At 65.3% G+C, this 22,439-nt stretch carries 20 protein-coding genes and 1 pseudogene; 6 read left to right on the forward strand and 15 right to left on the reverse strand.

The window, feature by feature from the left end:
• Positions 1-29: 29 nt before the first annotated feature.
• From V3C33_02025 to V3C33_02035, 3 genes are all read right to left on the reverse strand, one after another.
• Positions 30-1,292: a HipA domain-containing protein gene (locus V3C33_02025; protein XAS68136.1), complete on the reverse strand. Its 1,263-nt coding sequence runs from the start codon at positions 1,290-1,292 to the stop codon at positions 30-32.
• Positions 1,289-1,546 carry a helix-turn-helix domain-containing protein gene (locus V3C33_02030; GenBank protein XAS68137.1) on the reverse strand — a complete coding sequence of 86 codons (258 nt, stop codon included), beginning with the start codon at positions 1,544-1,546 and terminating at the stop codon, positions 1,289-1,291. Before V3C33_02030 ends, V3C33_02025 begins: the two co-directional genes overlap by 4 nt.
• 154 nt (positions 1,547-1,700) lie before the next feature.
• A complete protein-coding gene (locus V3C33_02035) occupies positions 1,701-2,201 on the reverse strand; it encodes a DinB family protein (GenBank protein ID XAS68138.1) in 501 nt (166 codons plus the stop codon).
• A 106-nt stretch (positions 2,202-2,307) separates the two neighbouring features.
• Between V3C33_02035 and V3C33_02040 the strand changes: the two are divergent.
• A pseudogene (locus V3C33_02040) lies at positions 2,308-2,619 on the forward strand (DUF664 domain-containing protein).
• 14 nt (positions 2,620-2,633) lie between these two features.
• On the opposite strand, the gene V3C33_02045 reads toward V3C33_02040, so the two are convergent.
• The 9 genes from V3C33_02045 to V3C33_02085 form a co-directional block, all read right to left on the reverse strand.
• The gene (locus V3C33_02045; GenBank protein ID XAS68139.1) at positions 2,634-2,954 is read right to left on the reverse strand and encodes a GYD domain-containing protein; all 321 of its coding nucleotides are present in this window, start codon (positions 2,952-2,954) and stop codon (positions 2,634-2,636) included.
• A gap of 322 nt (positions 2,955-3,276) precedes the next feature.
• On the reverse strand, positions 3,277-4,044 hold the full coding sequence (locus V3C33_02050) for an amino acid ABC transporter ATP-binding protein (GenBank protein XAS68140.1): 768 nt from the start codon (positions 4,042-4,044) through the stop codon (positions 3,277-3,279).
• Positions 4,041-4,916, reverse strand: coding sequence for an amino acid ABC transporter permease (locus V3C33_02055; protein ID XAS69615.1), 876 nt, complete (start codon positions 4,914-4,916; stop codon positions 4,041-4,043). The genes V3C33_02050 and V3C33_02055 overlap by 4 nt, the downstream gene beginning before the upstream one ends.
• Positions 4,917-5,030: 114 nt before the next feature.
• Positions 5,031-5,756 carry an ABC transporter substrate-binding protein gene (locus V3C33_02060; GenBank protein XAS68141.1) on the reverse strand — a complete coding sequence of 242 codons (726 nt, stop codon included), beginning with the start codon at positions 5,754-5,756 and terminating at the stop codon, positions 5,031-5,033.
• 628 nt (positions 5,757-6,384) lie between these two features.
• Entirely contained in the window at positions 6,385-6,801 is a 417-nt protein-coding gene (locus V3C33_02065; GenBank protein XAS68142.1) for an ester cyclase, read from the reverse strand.
• Positions 6,802-6,959: 158 nt separating this feature from the next.
• The gene (locus V3C33_02070; protein ID XAS68143.1) at positions 6,960-7,544 is read right to left on the reverse strand and encodes an antibiotic biosynthesis monooxygenase; all 585 of its coding nucleotides are present in this window, start codon (positions 7,542-7,544) and stop codon (positions 6,960-6,962) included.
• A gap of 149 nt (positions 7,545-7,693) precedes the next feature.
• The gene (locus V3C33_02075) at positions 7,694-9,196 is read right to left on the reverse strand and encodes an NAD-dependent succinate-semialdehyde dehydrogenase (protein XAS68144.1); all 1,503 of its coding nucleotides are present in this window, start codon (positions 9,194-9,196) and stop codon (positions 7,694-7,696) included.
• 68 nt (positions 9,197-9,264) lie between these two features.
• Positions 9,265-12,360: an FAD-binding and (Fe-S)-binding domain-containing protein gene (locus V3C33_02080; protein ID XAS68145.1), complete on the reverse strand. Its 3,096-nt coding sequence runs from the start codon at positions 12,358-12,360 to the stop codon at positions 9,265-9,267.
• A gap of 8 nt (positions 12,361-12,368) precedes the next feature.
• A complete protein-coding gene (locus V3C33_02085) occupies positions 12,369-13,646 on the reverse strand; it encodes an aminotransferase class III-fold pyridoxal phosphate-dependent enzyme (protein ID XAS68146.1) in 1,278 nt (425 codons plus the stop codon).
• 65 nt (positions 13,647-13,711) lie between these two features.
• On the opposite strand from V3C33_02085, the gene V3C33_02090 reads away from it, so the two are divergent.
• The 4 genes from V3C33_02090 to V3C33_02105 all read left to right on the forward strand — a co-directional run bounded on the left by V3C33_02090 (position 13,712) and on the right by V3C33_02105 (position 18,454).
• Positions 13,712-14,701 (forward strand): D-2-hydroxyacid dehydrogenase, encoded by a 990-nt coding sequence (locus V3C33_02090; GenBank protein XAS68147.1) that lies wholly within the window; start codon positions 13,712-13,714, stop codon positions 14,699-14,701.
• A gap of 127 nt (positions 14,702-14,828) precedes the next feature.
• Complete coding sequence (locus V3C33_02095; protein XAS68148.1) at positions 14,829-16,010, forward strand: M24 family metallopeptidase; 1,182 nt, start codon at positions 14,829-14,831, stop codon at positions 16,008-16,010.
• Positions 16,011-16,013: 3 nt separating this feature from the next.
• A complete protein-coding gene (locus V3C33_02100) occupies positions 16,014-17,267 on the forward strand; it encodes a PLP-dependent aminotransferase family protein (GenBank protein ID XAS68149.1) in 1,254 nt (417 codons plus the stop codon).
• Positions 17,264-18,454 (forward strand): M20 family metallopeptidase, encoded by a 1,191-nt coding sequence (locus V3C33_02105; GenBank protein ID XAS68150.1) that lies wholly within the window; start codon positions 17,264-17,266, stop codon positions 18,452-18,454. Before V3C33_02100 ends, V3C33_02105 begins: the two co-directional genes overlap by 4 nt.
• Before the next feature lie 71 nt (positions 18,455-18,525).
• On the opposite strand, the gene V3C33_02110 is transcribed toward V3C33_02105, so the two are convergent.
• The 3 genes from V3C33_02110 to V3C33_02120 form a co-directional block, all read right to left on the reverse strand.
• On the reverse strand, positions 18,526-19,203 hold the full coding sequence (locus V3C33_02110) for a GntR family transcriptional regulator (GenBank protein XAS68151.1): 678 nt from the start codon (positions 19,201-19,203) through the stop codon (positions 18,526-18,528).
• A 130-nt stretch (positions 19,204-19,333) separates the two neighbouring features.
• The gene (locus tag V3C33_02115; GenBank protein ID XAS68152.1) at positions 19,334-19,834 is read right to left on the reverse strand and encodes a DUF3830 family protein; all 501 of its coding nucleotides are present in this window, start codon (positions 19,832-19,834) and stop codon (positions 19,334-19,336) included.
• Between the two features lie 8 nt (positions 19,835-19,842).
• Positions 19,843-21,273 (reverse strand): amidase, encoded by a 1,431-nt coding sequence (locus V3C33_02120; GenBank protein XAS68153.1) that lies wholly within the window; start codon positions 21,271-21,273, stop codon positions 19,843-19,845.
• A gap of 174 nt (positions 21,274-21,447) precedes the next feature.
• Here V3C33_02120 and V3C33_02125 point away from each other — a divergent pair, with 174 nt between their 5' ends.
• Positions 21,448-22,188 carry a maleate cis-trans isomerase gene (locus tag V3C33_02125; protein ID XAS68154.1) on the forward strand — a complete coding sequence of 247 codons (741 nt, stop codon included), beginning with the start codon at positions 21,448-21,450 and terminating at the stop codon, positions 22,186-22,188.
• Positions 22,189-22,439 lie beyond the last annotated feature (251 nt).

Consider the following 22,439-nt stretch of genomic DNA (forward strand, 5'->3'; position numbering starts at 1 on the left):
GGACTAAAGTGCTGTGCCGGAACGGTTGGTCACGCCGTCGAGCCGTCCGGTGCCTGCTGACGCCGGGCAGTGCGCCCGGCGAGCAAATCGGAAGCCCTGTCGATGACTAGAGCCGGCAAATGCTCCAGCCCCTCGGATACCGCCACATGCGCATTGGCGGCAGCCATGAGGACCTCACCCACGGCCGTGCGGGCCGCTCCGGGATCCATCCCCCAGGTGACGCCCTCGCGAACCAAGTGGTCGAGGGTGATGTAGTTCAACCGGGCCTGGCCCGCAACAGAATGCCCAGCGTTGGAGCTCCGCGCATACAGGAGCAGCGTCGGCGCGGCATCGTAGAGAGGCGCCAGCAGAACCTCTCCTGTCTCGCGGATCAGCACCGAATAGTTTTTGGAATGGGCGTCACCATTGCCGATCAGGACGTTGAAGGCCACAGCCTTCAGAAGATCAGCCTTGAAGGACGCCGGGTTTCGTGTGTGCGGCGAAGCGGCTGCGGCCACCTGCGCAAGGCGGGACGGTACCGCCGTCGACTGGTCATACTTCGCCGCGGAAGCGAGCCCGAGGACCTGAGTGAAATCCTCCTGGTGAATTCTGACGTGTTCTTCAGTGCGGTCGTACCGCTCAACCACCAAGGCGTCCCTTTCGCCAAACCGGTCCATCCGCGTTTTGGCCGCGGAAAGGCCTGCGGCCCGGGCAAGTTCCAGCGCCCAATGCTCAGCGGCCAGAAGGTGGGGAATGGGCGAATCAGGGGGGTCAGGCTTGATGATGTGCGTGGATGCCGCGCCCCGGGCCGGCCAGTACCAGCGGCCGGCCTCGCGGGACAGCAGGATCTTGAATTGAACACCACCCAGGGACGTGGTGATGGCGAAGTTCTCCGGCAGATCCCACGTGGGCAGGGACTCAACGGCAGCTACGACTTCCGCCTCCGGCATGGGCAGCAATTCCCCGGACCCAGCAGGATCCACGCCTTCAGGAAGAACCTGCACCGCTCCGGCGCAGTCCGCACCGACGGCCGAAAGGAGAGCCTTGATGTCCGTGGAGGCAACCTTGTGCAGATCAGCCAGATGCGCGCGCACCTGACCTTCCGGCAGCAGTCCGTCGAAGAAGTTCAGGACCGCCGGGCCAGCGATGGGTTTCACCTGCAGCGGCAGGGACAGCGACAGCAGAGCAGCCCCGGCACCATATTCAGCGACGACATCCGGCAGGTATTCGAGCCGGGGACGCAACGAGGTCCCTGTGAGCCAGGCAACCGGCCGCCCGTGAAGCCAGACAGCGAGCCGTCCGGTGCGCGTCACCGCTTTACATCCAGGCGGGAGAACCTTGGGATGAGGGCAACGTCCCGTTCGAGGGCACGCACCGCTGCGAAGGCCGTCTCTAGGGAAACGTTCTCTCCTTGTTCCAGCCGCACAATTGTATGGCGGCTGGCATTGATGAGTTCGGCCAAGCCGCTCTGCGTCAATCCGCGTTCTTGCCGTGCCACCCGGACCGACGCCCCGAACGACTTGGCGTCCACGGCTCGAAAGAACGGAGTCTCAACCGGGTGTTCCATATCTTCACCATATCAAGACATACAGCCAAATGGTGAAGATCATGAACATTTGATAGTTATCGGGGAATGTTCAACATCTTCACCATGCCTTCATCTCGCCGATGCTGTCTGGCCCACGACGGCGGATCTCACATCAGCAGCGCGACAGTAGCTGTCAGGGGTTCAAGCCCTTGGCGTACGCGGCCTGCCCCACGTGCTGGAGGCAGTCGGCGATCGTGCTGAGGAGCCGCACGCCGAGGGTGACGGGCGGGTCCCACCGGGTGTCGACGATGCGGTCCCAGTCCTCGTCGCCGAGCGTCTGCAGAAAGTCCACGGTCTGCCGGTGAACGGCGTCGTAGTATTCGAGCAGCAGCGCCGGTGGGGCCTTCACCGAATCGACTTTGTCGCTCGAATGACCGTACCCGGTGTCACGCTCGGGAAGCGGCAGGTCGAAGCGGCCCACAAACCCCTGAGAGGTCCAGACCTGTTTTAGGCCGGCGGCGGCGGCGACCTGAGCGTCCTCCACCCGGCCAAGGTGCCAGATCAACCACGCAATCGAGTTTCCGGTGCCGGCGGGCCGGCGGACCAGAACCTCGTCGTCCACCCCTTGAAGAGTGGCAGCCACGGTCTCGCGGATCCGGCCGAAGGCGTCCAGCAGCAGTTCGTTGGATTTCATCGAGTCTCCTCACTGTGCATTTTTCGGTGAGCCCATGCTCGCACGGAAGCTACGCCACCGGAACCCGGTCGTTGCCCCGGGCTGACGGCCTTGCGATACTTCACACATGGCTCTCCTCCCTGCCACCTTCGCCGAGGACGTTATCAATCAGCCGGCCCGCGTCCAGTTCGAGGCATTCCTCAATGAGCACCGCAGCATGCTCAACTCCTGTTTGAACGGACTGGGCGAGGAGCAGGCGCGCCGGTCCCTGATGCCATCACGGACCACGCTGCTCGGCCTGGTGAAGCATGCGACCTTTGTGGAAAAAGTCTGGTTTGACGAAGCCATCACGTGCCGGTCCCGCGCCGAGATCGGCATCCCGGCCACACCGGACGAGTCGTTTATCCTCGATGACCAGGACACCATCGCTGCCGTCCAGCAAGCGTAACCGCCCTACTGCCCGGGGGCCCGGTATGACGGCGTCTTTTTGGCCGCTTCGTCGATGTCTTCCGGCGTCATAAGCGGCTTCAGACGCACGTTCACGTTGCCCGTCGAATTGATCATCAGAGAAAGGGCTGCGGCGCCCGCCTGGTCCGGGACATCAAAGACGCCCACGACGTCGGTGTCTCCGAAGGCGTAATAGAAGCTTTCAAGCGATCCGCCCACGGAATTGAGGGCGTCGACCAACGCGGCACGCCGCTTCGTGCCGCCTTCGTGCATGAGTCCCTTGATTCCCTCGCCCACGTAATTCGCTTCAAACAAATACTTGGTCATGGTCTTTCCTGTTCCGTGATATCCAGGACGCGGGCACCCGAGGGTGTGCCTGACACACGTGGCGGAGGGTCCTGGAGCGGTCACCGGAGTGGGGCCGTGCGCACAGCGTAGGCTCTCTTCCGCCCACTGACAACGGCCGCTGCAAACTCCGCGGGCGGCAGGCACATCTGCACCATGTTCGCGATCACCGCTCACGGGCTGTTCGCCTGCCTCACGCCGAATAAATCAGGTAATTTCGGAGAGGGACTCCGGCGATAGGCGCCGCGGACCTCCAGCTCGGACGGGCCCCAAGGTGCCAGAAACTGGTGCTGGGCAGCCGAAGCTACAGAACCTTGGAAAGAAACGCCTTCGTCCGCTCATGCCGGGGATTGCCGAGCAAGTCGCGGGGCGGTCCTGATTCAACCACCACGCCGCCGTCCATGAAGGCGATGGAGTTCGCCACTTCCCTGGCAAAACCCATCTCATGAGTCACCACAATCATTGTCATCCCGCTCGTTGCCAGTTCCTTCATCACATCCAGCACCTCACCCACCAGCTCCGGGTCCAGGGCACTGGTCGGTTCATCGAAGAGCATCAGCTTGGGGTCCATGGCAAGCGCGCGTGCGATGGCCACGCGCTGCTGCTGTCCCCCGGACAGGTGCGCCGCATAATGGTCTGCCTTGTCTCCGAGTCCCACACGCTCCATGAGCTCGATGGCACGCTGGGTGGCCTTCGCCTTCGGAATGCCTTTGACCCGCATGGGTGCCTGGCTGATGTTTTCCAGGGCCGTCATATGCGGAAACAGGTTGAAGCGCTGGAACACCATCCCGATGTCCCGGCGCTGGAGCGCTGCTTCCTTGGGTTTGAGCTCGTGGAGCTTGTCGCCTTTTTGCCGGTACCCCACCAGCTGCCCTTCCACGAAGAGGCGGCCGGCGTCGATTCTTTCAAGGTGGTTGATGCAGCGAAGGAAGGTGGACTTGCCGGAGCCGCTGGGGCCCACCACACACAGCACCTCCCCGGCCTGGACTTCCAGGCTGATGCTGCGCAACACCCTGTTGGAGCCGAAGCTCTTGGACACCCGGTCCGCACGAACCATCGGTGCAGTGCTCATCCCTTGCCTCCCAGCTCATTGCCCAGCGGCGCGCCGGTAACTGCGGTCACCGCAGGGTCCGTTTCCGACGTCGGCCCTGCCTTACGCCGCCCCGTGCCGCGGGAAAAACGCTTTTCAATAAAGTGCTGGCCAACCATCAGGACCGAGGTGAAAAGCAAGTACCAGATCGAGGCAACAATCAGCAGCGGCACCGGCGTGAACGTGACGGCGGAGATGCCGCGGGACACCCCGTAGAGGTCCACGCTGAGGGGGATCGCGGCCACCAGCGACGTCGTCTTGAGCATCGAAATCACCTCGTTGCCGGTGGGCGGAATGATGATCTTCATGGCCTGCGGCACCACCACATAACGCATGGTCTGACCCCAAGACATCGCGAGCGCCGTCGAAGCCTCCTCCTGGCCCTCATCCACGGACAGCAGCCCCGCACGGACGATCTCCGACATGTAGGCAGCCTCATTCAGCGCCAGCCCGACCACCGCGGTGACGAAGAGGTTAGTGAAAACGCCGTTCGGAACGGTGATCCACGGTGTCATGAACGGCAGCCCCACCGTGAACACGGGGTAGATGAGCGACACAATGCCCCAGAACACCAGCTGGACGTAGACCGGTGTCCCCCGGAAGATCCACAGGTACAGCCACGCCACACTCTTGACCACCGGATTCGGCGAGAGCCGCATGATGGCCAGGAGCAGCCCCAGGATGATGGCGGCGATCATGGAATAGACGGTCAGCGTCAACGTCACCCATGCCGCCTGGCTGATCCGGCGGTCGAAGATGTACTTGCCCACCTCCGCCCAGCCGTAGTCCGGGCGCTGCGAGGCGTCTACAATGAAAAGCGCCAGCAGAAGCACCAGAACGACGGCGATCGACATCCGCCACGGGTGACGCAGGGGAACCGCCGTAATGGCTTCCCCCTGTGTTTCAGCTCCGTCTGACGCGGAGTCCGCCCGCTGCACCGCGGCGGGGTTGGGAACAGTCACTGGCGGCTAGCCTTTCGACGACGCCACGTTGAGCGCCGCCGTCTTGATGCCGCCGCTTTCCACGCCCCACTTGGACAGGATCTTGTGGTAGGTTCCGTCGTCGATCAATGCCTGCAGGGCCTTTTGCAGCACCGGGGTGAACGCGCTGCCCTTGTCCACCGGAATGCCGTACGGCGCCACTTCAAAGGCGTCCCCGGCAGTCTGCAGCTTGTCCTTCGTCTGGGAGATCGCATACAGCGTGACCGGCGAGTCCGCACTCATCGCGTCAACCTGCCCAACCACGACGGCGTTGGTGGCCTGGTCCTGGGCGTCGTACTTGAAGACGGTGATGGCGGGCTTGCCCGCATCCGTACAGGCCTTGGACTTGGCCGGCACCTCATGGGTGTCCTCGTACGTGGTGGCTTGGACGGCAACCTTGAGCCCGCAGGCATTGTCCGGGTCCACGGTCTTGCCCTTGGGCGATGCCCACTGAATGCCTGCCGAGAAATAGTTGATGAAGTCCACCTGCTTTTCACGTTCCAGGGTGTCGGTGAAAGAAGACATCCCCATGTCGTCCTTTCCGGCCTTGACGGCGGGCAGGATGTTGTCGAACGTGCCAACGTCAAAGTTGACCTTCAGCCCGAGCACCTGACCCAGCGCTTTGGTGAGATCCACTGACCAGCCGGCAGGGGCGCCGTCGGAATTCTTGAATTCGTTAGGTGGGTAATTGTTGGCCATTCCGACATTCAGCACGCCTGCAGACTTGATCTTTTCCGGCAGCAAGCCGCAATCGATTCATTCTTTTGCACGGAGACCTCCGCGGAAGCAGACGTTTTATCCGCGGCTGCAGGAGCACTATTGTCAACGCATCCTGAAAGCAGGACGAGCCGTCGCCACGAATCCGAAAAGATACGGCTGGCCGAAGGAGCAGATGTCAGCGCCGCGAGGGCATTCAGGATGTCGCTGCCGCGGCGGCTTCCACAACCGGCTGATGTGACAAGGCATGAATCCGTGGACTCGGATACCGTGGGATGGAAATCTGGCTGTCACCTATCCGGGGCGGGGCCTGGACACGACCCTGACGGCGAGCGCGAGGTTACGACCCTCCTTGCGTCATGGATCAGGGACCAGATCCTCGATGACGCCTCCCTCCGCTCCTGCCACAGCAGCACAAAGGCAACACTGCTCAGGGCCGGCTGCGCGGAAACGTACAGGCCGTGGCTGGAGGCAATGCCGACCACGCTGTACGGCACACTCTTCAGCGCGGTCAGCACCAACGCCAACGCTAGGAGGGCACCCGGCCGCACCGCGAAGCGCAGGTAGGAGCCGGTCAGGCGCCTCCTCGATGGTCCACTGCGGCTTGCGGAGCCTCCCCGCCGCGCTATTCGGGAAGGGCGCCGATCTGCTGCATAAGACTCATCGTGTCGGTGGTTCCCCAGTGCTCCGCGACCTTCCCATCCTGGACGCGGATAATGTCGGTCCCTCCGAATTCGACAGTCCGGCCGGTTGCCGCAACACCCATCAGCTCCCCTTGATGGGTTCCGGTAAGTACTACATGGGCAGCCTCGAGGTCTCCGTCGGAAAGTGCCGGCTCGGCTGTCTTGATCTTGATGTCTGGAAATGCCACCCGGATTGCATTGACGAAGAACCGAGCCCCTTCCTTGCCGGGCGGTTGTCCGGGAAAACCCTCCTCGTGATCGACATAGTCATCCGTTGTCAGTTCATCGATGAGAGCGAGATTTCCGCCCTCAATGACCTCTGTATAAAAACGCTTGATCAGTCCACCGCTTCCAGACATTTTCCGACTCCTTTGTGGTATGGCCAGTGCAAGACGATCATCCCACCCCCGAGTTGCCATAGCAATGGCAGTTTGCCGCGTTCTGCGGCCTCCCTGGCCGCGCAATCCGGCCGGCATGGTTGACTGATAATCAAGGCGGCAGCCATGACAATTTCGCGTCAATCCATGTCCTCGCCGATGACCAGCTCCAGCGTGGAGATCTGCATGTCGTCCAGATGCTCCTTCAGGCGCGCGATCACCGCAGTGAAGTCCGGGCGTGACCTGAACTCGTCGATCGCTTCCCTGCTTTCCCAGACCGCATAGCTGAGATAACTCCCCGGGTGGCCGAGGTCGCGTAGCAACCGCGGACGCTCCACCAGTCCGCGAAGAGGCGGACTGACGTCTCCCGACGCCGCGAATGCCTCGGCGAACGCCTGCTCATGGCCCGGCTTCACCGTCCAACGACTGGAGGTGTAGTACTTCGTCATCTTCTGCCGGGCGCCTAAAACCGGGTGGGATCCGGATGTGGCGGCACCGGCCCTGGATCCGGAATAGGCAATGGCCCTGGTGCCGGGTTCGGAGCCGGGGCAGGGCCAGGCGGAAACGGGTTGGTTGGATCCGGAGAGCCGGGGGTGGGGCCCTGCTCCGGCGGAGGAGACGCGCCTGACGTCGTGAATTGCGTGACGCCCGATGATCTCATCGCCGTTTCGTTTCTGTCGGCGGACGTCCCGGGTGAAGCCGCCATCGGCGTTCTGAAGACCCAATCACCTCTTTGTAAAAACGCTTGATTAGTCCAGTCCCGTCAGCCATTTCCGACACCTTTGTAGATGAGACCGTCCAATAATCTTCCCACTCCGGTCTTGCCGCATCAACGGCCGCGTGCTGTTTCTCCAGGGTTATCCGGACCGGATGATCAGCCCCGCGGGATGGCCATGTATTTGGTTTCGAGGAATTCCTCGATGCCCACACGGCCGCCTTCACGGCCGAGTCCGGACGCCTTGACCCCGCCAAACGGAGCCGCAGGGTTGGAGACGATGCCCGTGTTCAAGCCAACCATGCCGACTTCCAGGGCGTCCCCCATCCGGAAGCCGCGGTCCACGTCCTGGGTGAAGAGGTAGCCCACGAGCCCCCAGGGGGTGTCGTTGGCCATCCGGATGACTTCTTCCTCGGTATCGAAGGGCACCACCGGAGCCACGGGCCCGAAGATCTCCTGGCTCATCAGGTCCGATGACGGGCTGACTCCGGACAGTACGGTGGGCGTGTAGAAGTAGCCGGGACGTTCGGGACGGGAGCCTCCGCAGACCACTGTTGCGCCCTTGGACACGGCGTCATCCACTAGCTGCTGCACCTTAGTGAGCGCCTTTTCTTCCACGAGGGGGCCGACGTCGGTGCCTGGCTCGGCGCCGTCGCCCACCGTGAGTGCCTCGAGGCGAGCCGCGAGCCGGCGGGCAAATTCGTCAGCGATGGGACTCTGGACGAAGAACCGGTTGGCTGCCGTGCAGGCCTCGCCCATGTTGCGCATCTTGGCGGCCACTGCTCCCTCGACGGCACGGTCCAGGTCTGCGTCCTGGAAGACGATGAAGGGCGCGTTTCCGCCCAGTTCCATCGACGAGCGCATGACGTGCTCGGAGGCCTGCCGCAGCAGGCGGACACCCACCTCGGTGGAACCGGTGAAGCTGACCTTCCGGGCAATTCCGCTGGACATCCAGGGCGAAACCACCTGTGAGGCCCTGGTGGTGCAGACAACGTTCAGCACGCCCTTGGGCAGACCGGCCTCGATGAGGATGTCCACGAGCGCCAGAGAGGAAAGCGGGGTCAGGTTGGCCGGTTTGAACACCATGGTGCAGCCTGCGGCAATCGCGGGGCCGATTTTGCGCGTACCCATGGCCAGCGGGAAGTTCCACGGCGTGACCAGCACGCACGGGCCCACCGGCTCCTTGGAGACAAGGATCCGGTTCTTGCCGTCGCCAGTGGTGGTGAGGTCGCCGCCGATGCGGACGGCTTCCTCGGAGAACCAGCGGAAGAACTCGGCAGCGTAAGCAACTTCGCCCTTTGCCTCGGCGAACGGTTTGCCCATTTCACTGGTCATGATGAGGGCCAGTTCGTCCTGGCGGGCCATGATCAGATCGAAGGCGCGCCGCAGTATTTCGCTGCGCTCGCGCGGGGAGGTCTTTGCCCATTCCTTCTGGACGCGGCCGGCCGTTTCAATGGCCCGCCGGGCGTCTTCGGGACCGCCGTCGGCCACGGTGGCGATGACCTCTTCGGTGGCGGGATTCACGACGTCGAAGCGGGCGCCGGAGGCGGCTTCCGCCCATTCGCCGTCAATGAACAGGCCGGTGCTGACCTTCGCGATGGCGTCCAGGGCCCGCTGGGAGGTACGGCCGGCTCGGGTGCTGCTGGTGGTCTGGGTAGTCATCTGGAATCCTTTTCGTTGATGGGTGGGAAGGCCGGGCAGGCCAAGGGTCCGGTAGCGGCCGCGGTGGTTTAGCCGGGATCGAGCAGCTGGGCGAGGTGCCGGCCGGGCCGCTCGGCCTCGAGCTGTTGGACCTGCAGCTGCCGGACCTGCATGGCGCAGGAGAAGCCGTCCGTGAGTACCACGGTGTCCGTGTCCGTATCACGCAGCGCGGGAGCCAGCGCCTGCTCCGCGACCTGCATGCTGACCTCGTAGTGCTCCTTTTCGAAGCCGAAGTTGCCGGCCACGCCGCAGCACCCGGAGGCATCCACCACGTCAGTGATGCCGACGGCTGCCAGGGCGGCGCGCTGTGTCCCGGCCCCAAAAACGGAGTATTCGTGGCAGTGCGTCTGCAGCACCACCTGTGCCGGCAGCGGTTCCGCGGGAGCGGGCGTCCATCCGGTGCCGGCCAGCTCGTTGATGTGCGCGGCGAAGCTGCGCACCCTGGCTGCCACCCGGCGCGCCTGCTCTGTGTGGACCAGCTCGGGCAGGTCCTTGCGCAGCGCGGCGGCGCAACTGGGTTCCACCACGACGATGGGGCGGTCCGTGCCGTCATCCAGCGCTTCCGCGGCGTTGGCCAGGAGCTTCTTCGCGGTGTCCAGCTGGCCGGTGGAAATCCAGGTCAGGCCGCAGCAGGCGTCCGCCGAGCATTCGGTACTCTCCCCTGTGCCGGCCAGCACCCGCGCCGCGGCGCCGGCAACCTCGGGGCGGAAGCCGCGGGTGAAGGTGTCCACGAACAACACCACGCCGTCGGCGCTGGCATCCACGGCGCCGTCGGCACCCGGCCGAGTACCGTCGTCGTGCTCTGCTCCGTCAGGCTTTGCTCCGTCATGCTGCCCGGGCAGCTTCACGCCGGCCGCCGCAACTTCCCTGCGCCACTCGCTGCTGCCGGCGAACCGTGGCAGGGAGCGGTGCGTGGTCATGCCGCCCAGCACGGCGGCAAGCTTGCCGAGGGGCGTGGCCAGCAGGGCATTGACCAGCGGTGCCGTGCGGCCCGTGATCTTCAGCCAGCGCGGCAGCCATCCCAGGGAGAAGTGCGAGAGCGGGCGCAGCCGTCCCCTGTAATAGTGGTCGAAGAATTCGGCTTTGTAGCTCGCCATGTCCACACCGGTGGGGCAGTCGCTGGAGCACGCCTTGCAGGACAGGCACAGATCCAGGGCCTCGCGGACCTCCTCCGACTTCCAGCCCTCCTCGACCGTGCGGGCTCCGCGGACCATGTCCTGGAGCACGCGGGCCCTTCCGCGGGTGGAGTCCTTTTCATCGCCGGTGGCCCGGTAGCTGGGGCACATGACGCCGCCGGAATCGGTGCGGCAGCGGCCCACCCCGATGCAGCCCTGCACGGCTTGGATCCACGGATCGGTTCCGCTTCCGCCGGAATCGGCGGTATGGCCCGTCTCCGCGGAGGATCCGCCGCCGGTGCCCAGCGGACGGAGATCGAAGCTGGTCCGCCACTCGCGCTGCGGCACGCCGTCCAGTGCCAGATTGGCGTCGATCGGATCCGGGTCCGTGAGCGAGCCCGGGTTGAGGATGCCGGCCGGATCCCAGAGACGGCGGTAGGCGGCGAAGGCTGCCAGCATGCGCGGAGAGTACATCAGCGGCAGCAGCTGGGACCGGGCACGCCCGTCGCCGTGCTCGCCGGAGAGCGAGCCGCCGTGCCGGACCACCAGCCGGGCGGCGTCGCTGGAGAACTTCTTGAAGACCGCTCGGCCTTCCTCAGTGCGCAGCTGGTACGTGATGCGGATGTGCATGCAGCCGGCGCCGAAGTGCCCGTACATGACGCCGTGGAGGCCGTAGCTGGCCAGCAGCCCTCGGAAGTCGGACAGGTAGTCGGCCAGTTTTTCCGGGGCGACGGCTGAGTCCTCCCAGCCCGGCCACGATTCCCCGCCTGTTGAGAGCCGGGAAGAGAGTCCGGCGCCGTCCTCGCGGACGCGCCAGAGTGATGCCCGTTCCACGGTATCCGGAACCGGGCGGCCGTCCACGAGCCGGCCGTTTTTCCGCAGCCGGGCCAGCAGGCGGCCTGCCTCGGCGTGCACTTCGGCCGGATCCTCGCCATCGAGGTCCACATAAAGCCAGGCCTTGCCCTCCGGCAATCCCAGCACCGCGCCCTCCCCGCGGCGGAAGCGCATGGTGTCCACGATTGCCTCGTCGATGCCCTCCACCGCGGCGGGAGAGAACTCAAGGATGGTGGTGATGTCCCGCGCAGCGTCCACCACGTCCGCATAGCCGAGACAGACCAGCAAAGCGCTGGCAGGCTTCGGCACCAGCTTCATCCGGGCGCCGGTCACGATGACGCAGGTTCCTTCCGAGCCCACCAGGGCGCGGGCCACGTTGAAGCCCTTTTCGGGCAGCAGGTTGGCCAGGTGGTAGCCCGAAACCTGCCGCTGGATGCGGCCCAGTTCGGTGCGGAAATCGGCCAGGTTGTTGTGGGCCAGCTCCTTGAGCGAAGCGGTCAGCGCCGCCGCGCGCCGAACCGAGGACGTGTCATCCGGGTGCGTGGCGCGCAGTCCCGCGGCAGTGGCGGTGAGCCGGGCGCCGTCGGAAGTGACGACGTCGAGCTCCACCACGTGGTCCGAGGTGCGGCCATAGCGAACTGAGTGGTTTCCGCAGGCGTCATTGCCCAGCGAACCGCCGACCGTTGCGCGGTTCTTCGACGACGGATCCGGTGCAAACGTGAACCGGCTGCCTGTTGCCTGCTCCACCTCGCGGGAGAGGACGGCGAGCACCACACCGGGGTCCACGGCAACGGTGCCCGCTGATTCGTCAATGCCATGGATGCGGTTCATGTGCCTGGAGAAGTCCAATACGACGCCGGGCCCGATCGCGTTGCCCGCCATGGACGTCCCGCCGCCGCGGCTGATCAGCGGGGTGCCGGTTTCACGGCATACGGCCAGCGCCGCCACCACCTCCTCCGTGGACCGCGGAAAGACAACAGCCAGCGGAGGCACCCGGTAGTTGGAGGCGTCGTAGGAGTATTCCGCCAGCCGCCGCGGCGAACCGTCGGCCTTGATCCCGGCCGCCGCGAGGCGGTCAAGGACCGCCTGCTGCGCCCGAGCAGGCGCACCGGCAGGCACAGTGGCGGACGGAGCGGACCGCGGTAGCAGCGTGGCTGGCAGGGAAGCTTCGCTCATGGGCGGACTCAGGCTCCGGCAGTGGCGGGAACGGCACCGACGACGGCGCCCACCGCAGCTTCGAAGCGCCGCAGTCCAGTGGAGATCTCCTCCGCGGTGACTACCAGGGCAGGGATCAGGCGGACCACGTTGCCGGCGGGGCCGCAGGTCAGGGACAGGAGGCCCTGCTCCGTGGTGGCCTGCTGGACTGCGGCAGCCGTTTTTGCATCCGGATTGCCGTTCTCGGCAGTGAATTCAATGCCCTGCATCAGGCCGCGGCCGCGCACGTCGCCGATTACAGGGAAGCGCTCCTGGATCTCCTTCAGCCCTGCCTGCAGCTGTTCACCGCGCACGCGGGAATTCTCCACCAGGCCTTCTTCCTTGACCACTTCCAGGGTGGCAACGCCGGCAGCAGCAGAAACCGCGTTGCCGCCGTACGTCCCGCCCTGGGATCCGGGCCAGGCCTTGGACATGGTCTCGGTGGAAGCGGCAATGGCTGAGATGGGGAACCCGGAGGCGATGCCTTTGGCCGTGACGATGATGTCCGGCGTCGCGGTGGAGAACTGGTGTCCCCAGAACTTGCCCATGCGTCCGACGCCGGCCTGCACCTCATCGAAGATCAGCTGGATGCCGTACTTGTCCGAACGCTCCCGCAGTCCTTCCAGGAAGGCAGGCGGCGTGGGCAGGTAGCCGCCGTCACCCAGGGCCGGCTCGATCAGGAAGGCCGCGGTGTCGTTCGGTGCCGTGCGGGTCTGCAGCAGGTAGTCCAGTTCCTGCAGCGCGAACCTGACGGTGCTTGCCTCGTCCCAGCCGTAGCGGTAGGCGTAGGGGAAGGCGGACATGTGGACGCCGGCCATCAGCGGCGCGAAGCCTGCGGAGAATCTCGTCCCGGCGGTGGTCAGGGATGCGGCGGCCACCGTGCGGCCATGGAAGCCGCCCTGGAACACCACAATGTTGGGGCGGGCCGTAGCCATCCGGGCCAGGCGGACGGCGGCCTCGACTGCCTCGGAGCCGGAGGTGGCGTAGAAGACGGAATCCAGGCCCGCGGGGAGCACCTCGCCGAGCTTGTCGGTGAGTTCAAGCAGCGGCTTGTGCATCACGGTGGTGTACTGGGCGTGGATGATCTTGCCCACCTGCTCGCGCGCCGCTGCCACCACCTTGGGGTGGCAGTGACCGGTGCTGGTCACGCCGATGCCGGTGGTGAAGTCCAGGTAGTCCTTGCCGTCCGTGCCGTGGATCCAGCTGCCGAGGGCATAGTCCACAACGATGGGGGTTGCTTGCTTGAGTGCGGGGCTGAGGGAAGTCATGCATTCCATGGTGCACGTCACATCTGTTTATTGTCAACAATCCTGCGATCACGTAACGTAGTGGTGTGAGCAACAGTAATCAGGGCCGTCCGCCACGGGTGGTAGTACTCGTCGCCGAGGGCCAGCCCCGTCCCTACAATCTGGCCGCGATCGAGGCATGCGCCGACGTCGTCCTGACGGACGCTGCGGGGCTGCCCGACGCCGCCCGCGGAGCCGATGTGCTGTTCCTCTGGGACTTCTTTTCCTCTGCACTGCACGAGGCCTGGCCGCACGCGGATTCGCTTCAGTGGGTGCACGTGGCCGCAGCCGGCGTGGACGCGATGATGTTCGAGGAACTGCGCGCCTCCGACGTGGTGGTGACCAACGCCCACGGCACCTTCGACGCACCCATCGCCGAGTTTGCCCTGGCCTCCATCCTGGCCCATGACAAACAGCTGCATGTGAGTAAGAAACTGCAGCGGCAATCCGTCTGGCAGCACCGCGAGCTCGCCCGCACCGGCGGCTCCCGTGCGCTGGTGGTGGGGACGGGCGGCATCGGCCGGGCCACCGCCCGGCTGCTCCGCGCCGTTGGCCTCGACGTGCGGGGAATCGGACGTACAGCACGCGAGAGCGATCCGGATTTCGGCACCATTGCCGCCAGCGCGGACCTCGCCGACCACGCCGGCTGGGCGGACCACGTGGTGCTCATTGCCCCGCTGACCGAACAGACCCGCAACATGGTGGACTCCCGGGTGCTGGCAGCCATGAAGCCCTCTGCACATCTGATCAACGTCGGCCGCGGCGCCCTGGTGGACGAAGCGGCACTGGTCCGAGCCCTCCGGGAGGGGCAGATCGCCGCCGCCTCCCTCGATGTCTTCAACGAGGAGCCCTTGCCCGCCGGGCACCCGTTCTGGACCATGGACAACGTGCACGTGTCCGCGCACATGTGCGGGGACGTGGTGGGCTGGCGCGACGCCCTCGCCACGCAGTTCCTCGACAACCTCAGCCGCTGGTCATCCGGCGAGCAGCTGAAGAACGTGGTGGACAAGGAACGCGGGTACGTCAGCAGCAGCTGAATGGCAGGCGGCAGGCGGGCGGTACGGAACGGCAGGCGGCCGCCGCTAGCTCAGCCGCAGTTTGTGTGAGCCACGCCACATGCACTAGATTGTAAACAATCTACTATTCATTTCGGAGGTGTCTTTCTTGCTCTTCAGCAAAGAGGAATACAGTGCCCGGCTCGCGGGCGTCCGTGTACGGATGGCCAGGCAGGGCCTCTCCGCACTGTTGGTGACAGACCCGGCCAACATCTACTACCTGACCGGCTACAACGCGTGGTCCTTCTACACGCCGCAACTGCTGTTTGTTCCGGCGGACGGGTCCATGCTGCTGTTCACCCGCGCCATGGATGCCGGCGGCGCCTTCCGCACCACCTGGCTGCCGCCGGAGTGCATCGTGGGCTATCCGGAACAGTATGTGCACCGGCCGCACGTGCACCCCTTCGACTGGGTGGCTTTTGCGCTGCGCGAGCGCTACCTCATTGCCCCGGCCGCCAAGGGTTGCGTGGGGCTGGAAATGGATTCGCACTTCTTCTCCCCCAAGGCCTACCGCTCACTCGTCAACGCCATTCCCGAATGGACGCTCGTGGACAGCTTCGAGCTGGTCAACTGGGTCCGCTCGATCAAGTCCCCCGCCGAGGTGCAGCTCATGCGCGGCGCAGCGCAGGTCTGTATGGCCGCCATGGAAGCTGCCGTTGAAACCATCGACGTCGGCGTCCGGCAGTGCGATGCCGCAGCTGCCATCAGTCAGGCCCAGATCAAGGGGGCCGGAGGGATCGGGGGCGACTATCCGGCAATCGTGCCGATGCTGCCCACCGGCGAGGCGGCCGACACTCCGCACCTTACCTGGAGCGAAGACCGCTTTGAAGCAGGCCAGGCTGTTGTTATCGAGCTCGCCGGCGCCCATCACCGCTACCACACCCCGCTGGCACGCACCCTTACCCTGGGCAAAAGGCCGGAGCGTCTCGCGAAGCTGGCCGACGCCGTCGCGGACGGACTCAATGCGGTACTGACCGAGGTGCAGCCGGGCGTTCCGGTCCGGGAACTTGCCCGCGCCTGGAACTGGACGCTGGCGAAATACGGATTGGAAAAGCCGTCCCGGATCGGTTACTCGATCGGCGTCGGCTACCCGCCGGACTGGGGCGAGCGCACCATGTCCATCCGTTCCGAGGATGAATCAATCCTCGCCGAAAACATGACCTTCCACGTGATCGGCGGAATGTGGATGGACAACTACGGCTACGAACTCTCCGAATCCATCCGCGTCACCGCTGACGGCGTGGAAACCTTCACCAGCTTCCCCCGCGAACTCATCCAGAAAGGCGGCTAGGCCATGACTGTTGACCAAATTGCCACCCAATCCCGGACCGGCCTGCCTTTGGCGGACCGTGCAGCCAGCCTCGTAGGCTCCGTCATCGACTCCAGCACTTCACTGCTGGCCGCGCAGACGCACGATATTGTCCGCTTCGCCATGGGCTCCCCGGCGGACGACGCCGTGCCGCTCGCGGAGTTCCGCGAAATCGCCAGCCAGGTCATCAACCACAGCTCCATGACCTACGGTGCCACCGAAGGGGAACCCGTGCTCCTGAAAGCACTGGTTGACTACCTGGCAGGCACGTCCGACCCCACGGCCGAGGAACGGGTCACCATCACCGCCGGCGGCATGCAGGGCCTTGACCTCGCCTGCAAGATCTTCATCAACCCCGGCGATCTGGTCATTGTGGAAAGCCCCACCTACACCAACGGCAGCGCCACCGCCCTGAGCTACGGCGCCGAGCTGCTGGAGGCACCCATGGACAACAACGGGCTGATTGTAGAAGCGCTGCCTGCGCTGGTGGCCGCCGCGGGCAGGACACCCAAGGCCATCTACACTATTCCCAACTTCCAGAACCCCTCCGGCACCACGCTCTCATTGCCACGCCGGCATCAGCTCCTGGAGCTGGCACACCAGTGGAACGCAGTGATCATCGACGACGACCCGTACGGGCTGCTGCGCTTCCAGGGCGATGACCTGCCCTCGCTCCAGGCGCTGAGCCCGGGCGATCCGCTGCTGTTCTCCGTCCGCACCTTCTCCAAGATCCTGGCTCCTGGCCTGCGCGTGGGCTGGGTTGATACGGATCCGTCCCTTCGCCAGCTGGTCATCAACGCCAAGCAGGCCATGGACACCTGCGCCAATGTCCCCAGCCAGCACATCGTTGCCGAGTTCATTCGCCGCGGCGGGCTGGACAACCACCTCGCGGGGCTGCGCACCGAATACAAGCACCGCAAGGACGCGATGCAGGAGAGCCTGCGCCGCAACCTGGGCAGCAGGGTCACTACAACGGACCCGGAAGGCGGCTTTTTCCTGTGGCTCACGCTGCAGGGAGAGGATGCACGCATCTCCACCCGGCGGCTCTTCGAGACGGCATTGGCAGAGGGCGTCGCCTTTATCCCGGGCCCGGCCTTGTCCGCCAGCGGAAAGTTCGACGACGCCCTGCGGCTCTGTTTCGCCTCCACCACTCCCGAACGGGCAGAGGAAGGCATCGTGCGCCTCCGCCGGGCCATGGACCGGGAGCTTGCGGCAGTGAACGGCGGGGACAGCGCTTGAGCACCGCTCTTGAACAACGCGTCCTGGGTCTGATCAGCGAGTCCGGACTTGTCTCGCTCACCATGGCACTGGTGGCCGCCGGCGGGGAAAATCCCGGCGGCACCGAGGAAGCCACTGCCGATGTCCTGAATGCGTTCTGCCTGAATGCCGGGCTGGAAACCTCCATGGACTCCGTGGCTCCGGGCCGGCCGAATTTCACCGCCGTCCTGCCCGGCGGAGGGCAGCCCGGAATCCTGTTCCTTGGCCACTCGGATGTGGTCCCTGCCGGGACCGGCTGGGAACGTCCCCCCTTCGAACCCCATGTCCGTGACGGCCGGCTCTTCGGACGCGGTTCCACGGACATGAAGGGAGGCCTGGCCGCCGTCGTCGTCGCCTTGAAGGCCCTCAAGGAGGCCGGCGCCCGGCTGCCCGGCAACGCGGCACTGGCATGCACGGTGGACGAGGAGGACCTTGGGCTCGGGATCAGGGCCTACATTGCGGCCGCCCTTGCCCACCCCGCCGCCTCCTACTCAGCATGCGTCGTGGCCGAACCCACTGATCTGGAAACGGTCATCGGCTGCCGCGGCGACAGCTACATCGAGCTGACCGTCACCGGCAAGTCGGCCCATTCGGGCAGGCCTGCGGACGGCCGGAACGCCATTGACGCGGCAGCGAAAATCCTGGACCTGATCCGCACCGACCACGAGCGCCTGCAAGCCGGGCAGGACCCGCTGCTCGGCGCCGGAAGCTGGAATATCGGCCTCATCCGCGGCGGCACCGGCACCTCCATGGTGGCGGCCGAATGCAGCGTCTCCCTGGACCGGCGGCTCATGCCCGATGACGACGCGCAGCTGATCGCGGACAAGCTCCGGGCGCGGATCAGCGAGGCCGGCATTGATTCGAACGGCATCTCCGTGGACGCACAGGTGACCATGGAAATGCCGGGGTTCCGCACCCCGGAAACGCACCCGCTGGTGGCAAACTCCGTGGCGTCGCTCGCGGACGCGGGCGTGGCAAGCGCCATCAGCGGCTGGACGGCGGCGTGCGACGGGGGCTTCATTGCCCGCGACCTTGGCGTACCTACGATCGTGATGGGGCCCGGCGGGCTCAACGACCAGGCCCATCAGGTGAACGAATCCGTCAGCATTGCCGAGCTCGTCGCGGCCGCCCGCGCCTACGCCCTGATGTGCCTGCGCCACAGCTACTGATTGCCGGCCGGCTGCCGCACTTCTGCGTGCAGCTGGCCACTCTTACCCGTTCAGCTTGCTGCCGCTCAGGCCTACGCCGGCTCTTCCTCCGCAAAGTCCTCGGCGCCGGTGAGCCGCTCCAGGGCGTCTTCCATGTGGCTGATCAGGAGCTTTCCCACCTGGTCCTCGCTGCCGCCCCCCAGGGCTTCCGCGATTGCATGGTGTTCGGCCACCCTGGCCTGGGGGTCCGGATATCTCTTCTCCAGCGCCGTCAGGCACATCCGCGTCTCGGTCAGCAGGGTGTTGTGCATGCGGGTGAGCCTGGGGCTTCCGGCCGCGGCCACGAGGGTGGCGTGGTAGTCCATGTCCGCCTCGGACATGGCGTCCATGTCGCCTTTTTCGGCCGCTTTTTTCATGGCTTTCACAATGGCCATCAGCTCCAGCGCCACCTTTTTGGGATCCTTTTGCAGGATGACCTCCGAGGCTGCGCGTTCGACGGCGGTCCGTGCCACGTACATGTCCCGGACTTCCTCGTTCGTCATGGTGATGACAAACAGGCCACGGTTCCGGATGCTGATGAGCAGGCCTTCCTGGGTCAGGCGCTGCATCGCTTCGCGGAGGGGGCCGCGGCTAACGCCCAGCTCTTTGGCCAGATCGGCCTCGCCCAGCTGCGCCCCCGGGGGAATCTGGCCCAGCCCTATTGCCGTGCGCAATTTGCCTGCAATTATTGACGGCGTCGATTCCTGCACCAAGGGCTCAAATCTCTGCATCGGGTGACCACTTTTCCGCTTGGGGTCCCGTGCGGCCCTCGCGCACACAACGAAACCCGTTCCTACGTCCGCTCCTGCGGACCAAAACCAAAACTGTCTACAATCCTACTTTATTTGCGCAGCCGCTGAGTCACTCCGCACGGGAATAGGTGAGGGTTTCGTCCCTCGCACCGCCCATCCAGACGTCCTGGCAGGCCTCGGCCATTTCGTCCAGGCCCTCAACGATCGTGGCAAAAACGTTGCCCGGAACCCAGCCGGTGTCACCGTTGAGCAGAAGGTTGTTGCGGCCATAGAACACGGCAAGGTCAACGATCGTCTGAACCGAATCCGTCCCGGAATCCTGCTCGTAGCCATGGGACGGCGTCTTCAGGTCATTCGAGGTGAACGTGAAGTAGCAGACGTCCCCCGGGATGGGGGTCACCGTGGTGTTCTCCGCGCCCGGTTCGGCATGGGCGAAAGCCGGCACCAGGTTGTAGATCTCGTTGCGGGCATACTTGCCGTGGAATACCTGGCCGCTCAGCGGCAGGGCATCCCAGACCGCGTTGCTGGTTCGGGGTGCCGCGTCGTCGTGCAGGAGGGCTTTGCAGGTCACCCCCCGCTTCTCAAGGGTGATGTTGATGTACCGGGCCATGTTCTGCCTCACTTGCTGGTTGGGGTGAACAACTGTGATTTGCTGCGCGGGCGGCTGAGGTGCCAGGCGCTCGCGTTTTGGTACGCTGCAGCGGCCGAGAGCACGCGGGCATCGCCGTGCCGCGGGCCCACAAGCTGCAGCCCGACGGGCAGGCCTTCCGCCGTGAATCCGCACGGAACGCTGATGGCAGGCTGCTGGGTCAGATTGAACGGATAGGTGTACGGCGTCCAGGACGTCCAGTCCTCCGAGTGCCACCCCGCCGGCACATCCCGTCCTGCCTCGAACGCGGGGATGGGAAGGGTGGGCGTGACCAGCAGGTCATAGCGCTCGTGCAGCAGCCCCATCTCCTTGCCCAGCCTCATCCGCACGGCGGTGGCATCCAGGAAGTCGCTGGCGCTGAAATCTGCGTGCCTGCCCAGTGCCGCGGCGAGCAGCGGATCGATCTGCTCGATTGCGCCGGGGCCATAGCCCTCCACCACCTTGGCCGCGCCGCTGAACCACAGCACATGGTAGGCGTCCACGGGATCCGCCCAGCCGAGGTCGATTTCCTCGACGTCCGCACCCAGTTCGGTCAGGACCTGCACTGCGGCACGGACTGCTGCCTCGATCTGGGGGTCGTTGCTGCCGTAGCCGAGGTTGGGGCTGAAAGCGATCTTCCGGCCGCGTATGCCCTCGTCAAGGCCGGCGGAGAACGAACACGTCGGCGCAGGGCCGGCGGACCAGTCCCTGGCATCGGGCTGCGAGAGGACGTCCATCATGAGCGCAGCGTCTGCCACCGTCCGGGTGATCGGGCCCGCATGGGCCAGCGTACCGAACGGGCTGGCCGGGTACAGCGGCACCGTCCCGTAGGTGGGTTTGAATCCGACGACGCCGGTAAAGGCGGCGGGGATGCGGATGGAGCCGCCGCCGTCGGTCCCTACAGACCAGGGGCCCATGCCCTTGGCCACCGCGGCAGCGCTGCCCCCGCTGGATCCGCCGGAGGTGCGGGAAACGTCCCAGGGATTGCGGGTGACACCGCAGAGCGGGCTGTCCGTGACACCCTTCCAGCCGAATTCGGGGCTGGTTACCTTGCCCAGCAGCACAGCGCCGTGCTCGCGCAGCCGGGCCACGGATGGAGCATCTTCGATCCATTCGCCTTCGGCCGAGGTGAGCCGGGAGCCCCGCAGAGTGGGCCACCCCTTGGTCAGCATCAGGTCCTTGATGGAGGTGGGAACGCCGTCAGCCAAGCCCCGGGGTTCGCCGCGGAGCCAGCGGGCCTCCGACTCCCGGGCTTCAGCCAGAGCGGACGCGGCCTCCACGAGGCAGAAGGCGTTGATGTCAGCATCGTGGCGGTCAACCGCGTCCAGCGCCGCGTGGGTGGCTTCCACGGGGGAAACTTCCCGGCGGCCGTAGGCGGAGACCAGCTCCACGGCCGTAGCCCATTCCAGTGAATCAATCACGCCAAAGCTCCTTGTCGGTCCCAACATCACTGCCGTCAGGCTATGTGGCCCGCGTCACGATTGTCAACAATCCTACTGGTCTATCTTTTGACCCTATCTTTTGCTTGCCGCAGTTCGTACGATTGTGAACAATTCGCGGGGCGCCATAGCCCCTGCCTACCTTGAGGAGAATTAATGGGCGCCACCATTGGCATGCTGTACCCGGGCTTCGGAGCCGAAGACGATTACCCTTTCATGGAGCAACTGCTGGGCGAAGGGATCCTGCTTCCCCTTATCCACACGTCGGTGGGCGTGGACGCGCACGAAGTACAGGCGTTACTGGACCTCGGCAAGAGCGAGCGGCTGCTCGAAGGCGCCGAGGCGCTTCGCGCCAGCAAACCAGATGCCGTCATGTGGGCGTGCACCTCCGGAAGCTTCGTGTTCGGCTGGGACGGCGCCAGGCAGCAGGCCGCCGAAGTCCAGAAAGCACTCGGCGTCCCCGTCTCTTCCACGTCGCTCGCCTTCGTCGACGCGGTGCGTGCGCTGGGCCTGGACAAGGTCGCCGTGGCAGCCACCTACCCGGAGGACGTCTCCCGGCATTTCGTGGGCCTGCTCAACCGCGGCGGGATCGAAGTGACCCAGCTGGTCAGCCACGACATTCCCACGGCCGCCCTGGCCGGCGAGCTGGACCGCGAAGGAGTCTTGGAACTGGCCCGGAGCAACGACAGCCCCGAGGCCCAGGCCATCCTGATTCCGGACACGGCACTGCACAGCGCACGCTGGATCAATGAGCTTGAGTCGGCACTCGGCAAGCCGGTACTGACGGCGAACCAGGTAACCGTATGGCAGGGACTGCGCCTTGCCGGCGCCCTGCGTCCTTGCCCGGCATTGGGCCGGCTGTTCAGCCAGACAGCAGACCCCCCCGTCGGGGCTTAGGGCCACGGACGCATCGATCGGCAGGAGAGTCCGGGCGGGGACCCTTGTCATATCTCAGGAGCTCGTAGACGGTTCATGTCTCATGTTGTCCTGGGCACTTGGTGTCTCATGACCATGTAGACGGTTGTCCTGAGGGCGGCCGTCGGGTGGTGTTGGCGGGGCGCCGGTTTTTAGGGGGTAGTGTTTTCTTTTCCTGCGTGCTCCGACGGGGTCGGCTGCGATGCCTGAGGGTTTGCCGTTGCTTACGTAGG

It is taken from the genome of Micrococcaceae bacterium Sec5.7 (assembly GCA_039636785.1).
Taxonomy (GTDB): domain Bacteria; phylum Actinomycetota; class Actinomycetes; order Actinomycetales; family Micrococcaceae; genus Arthrobacter.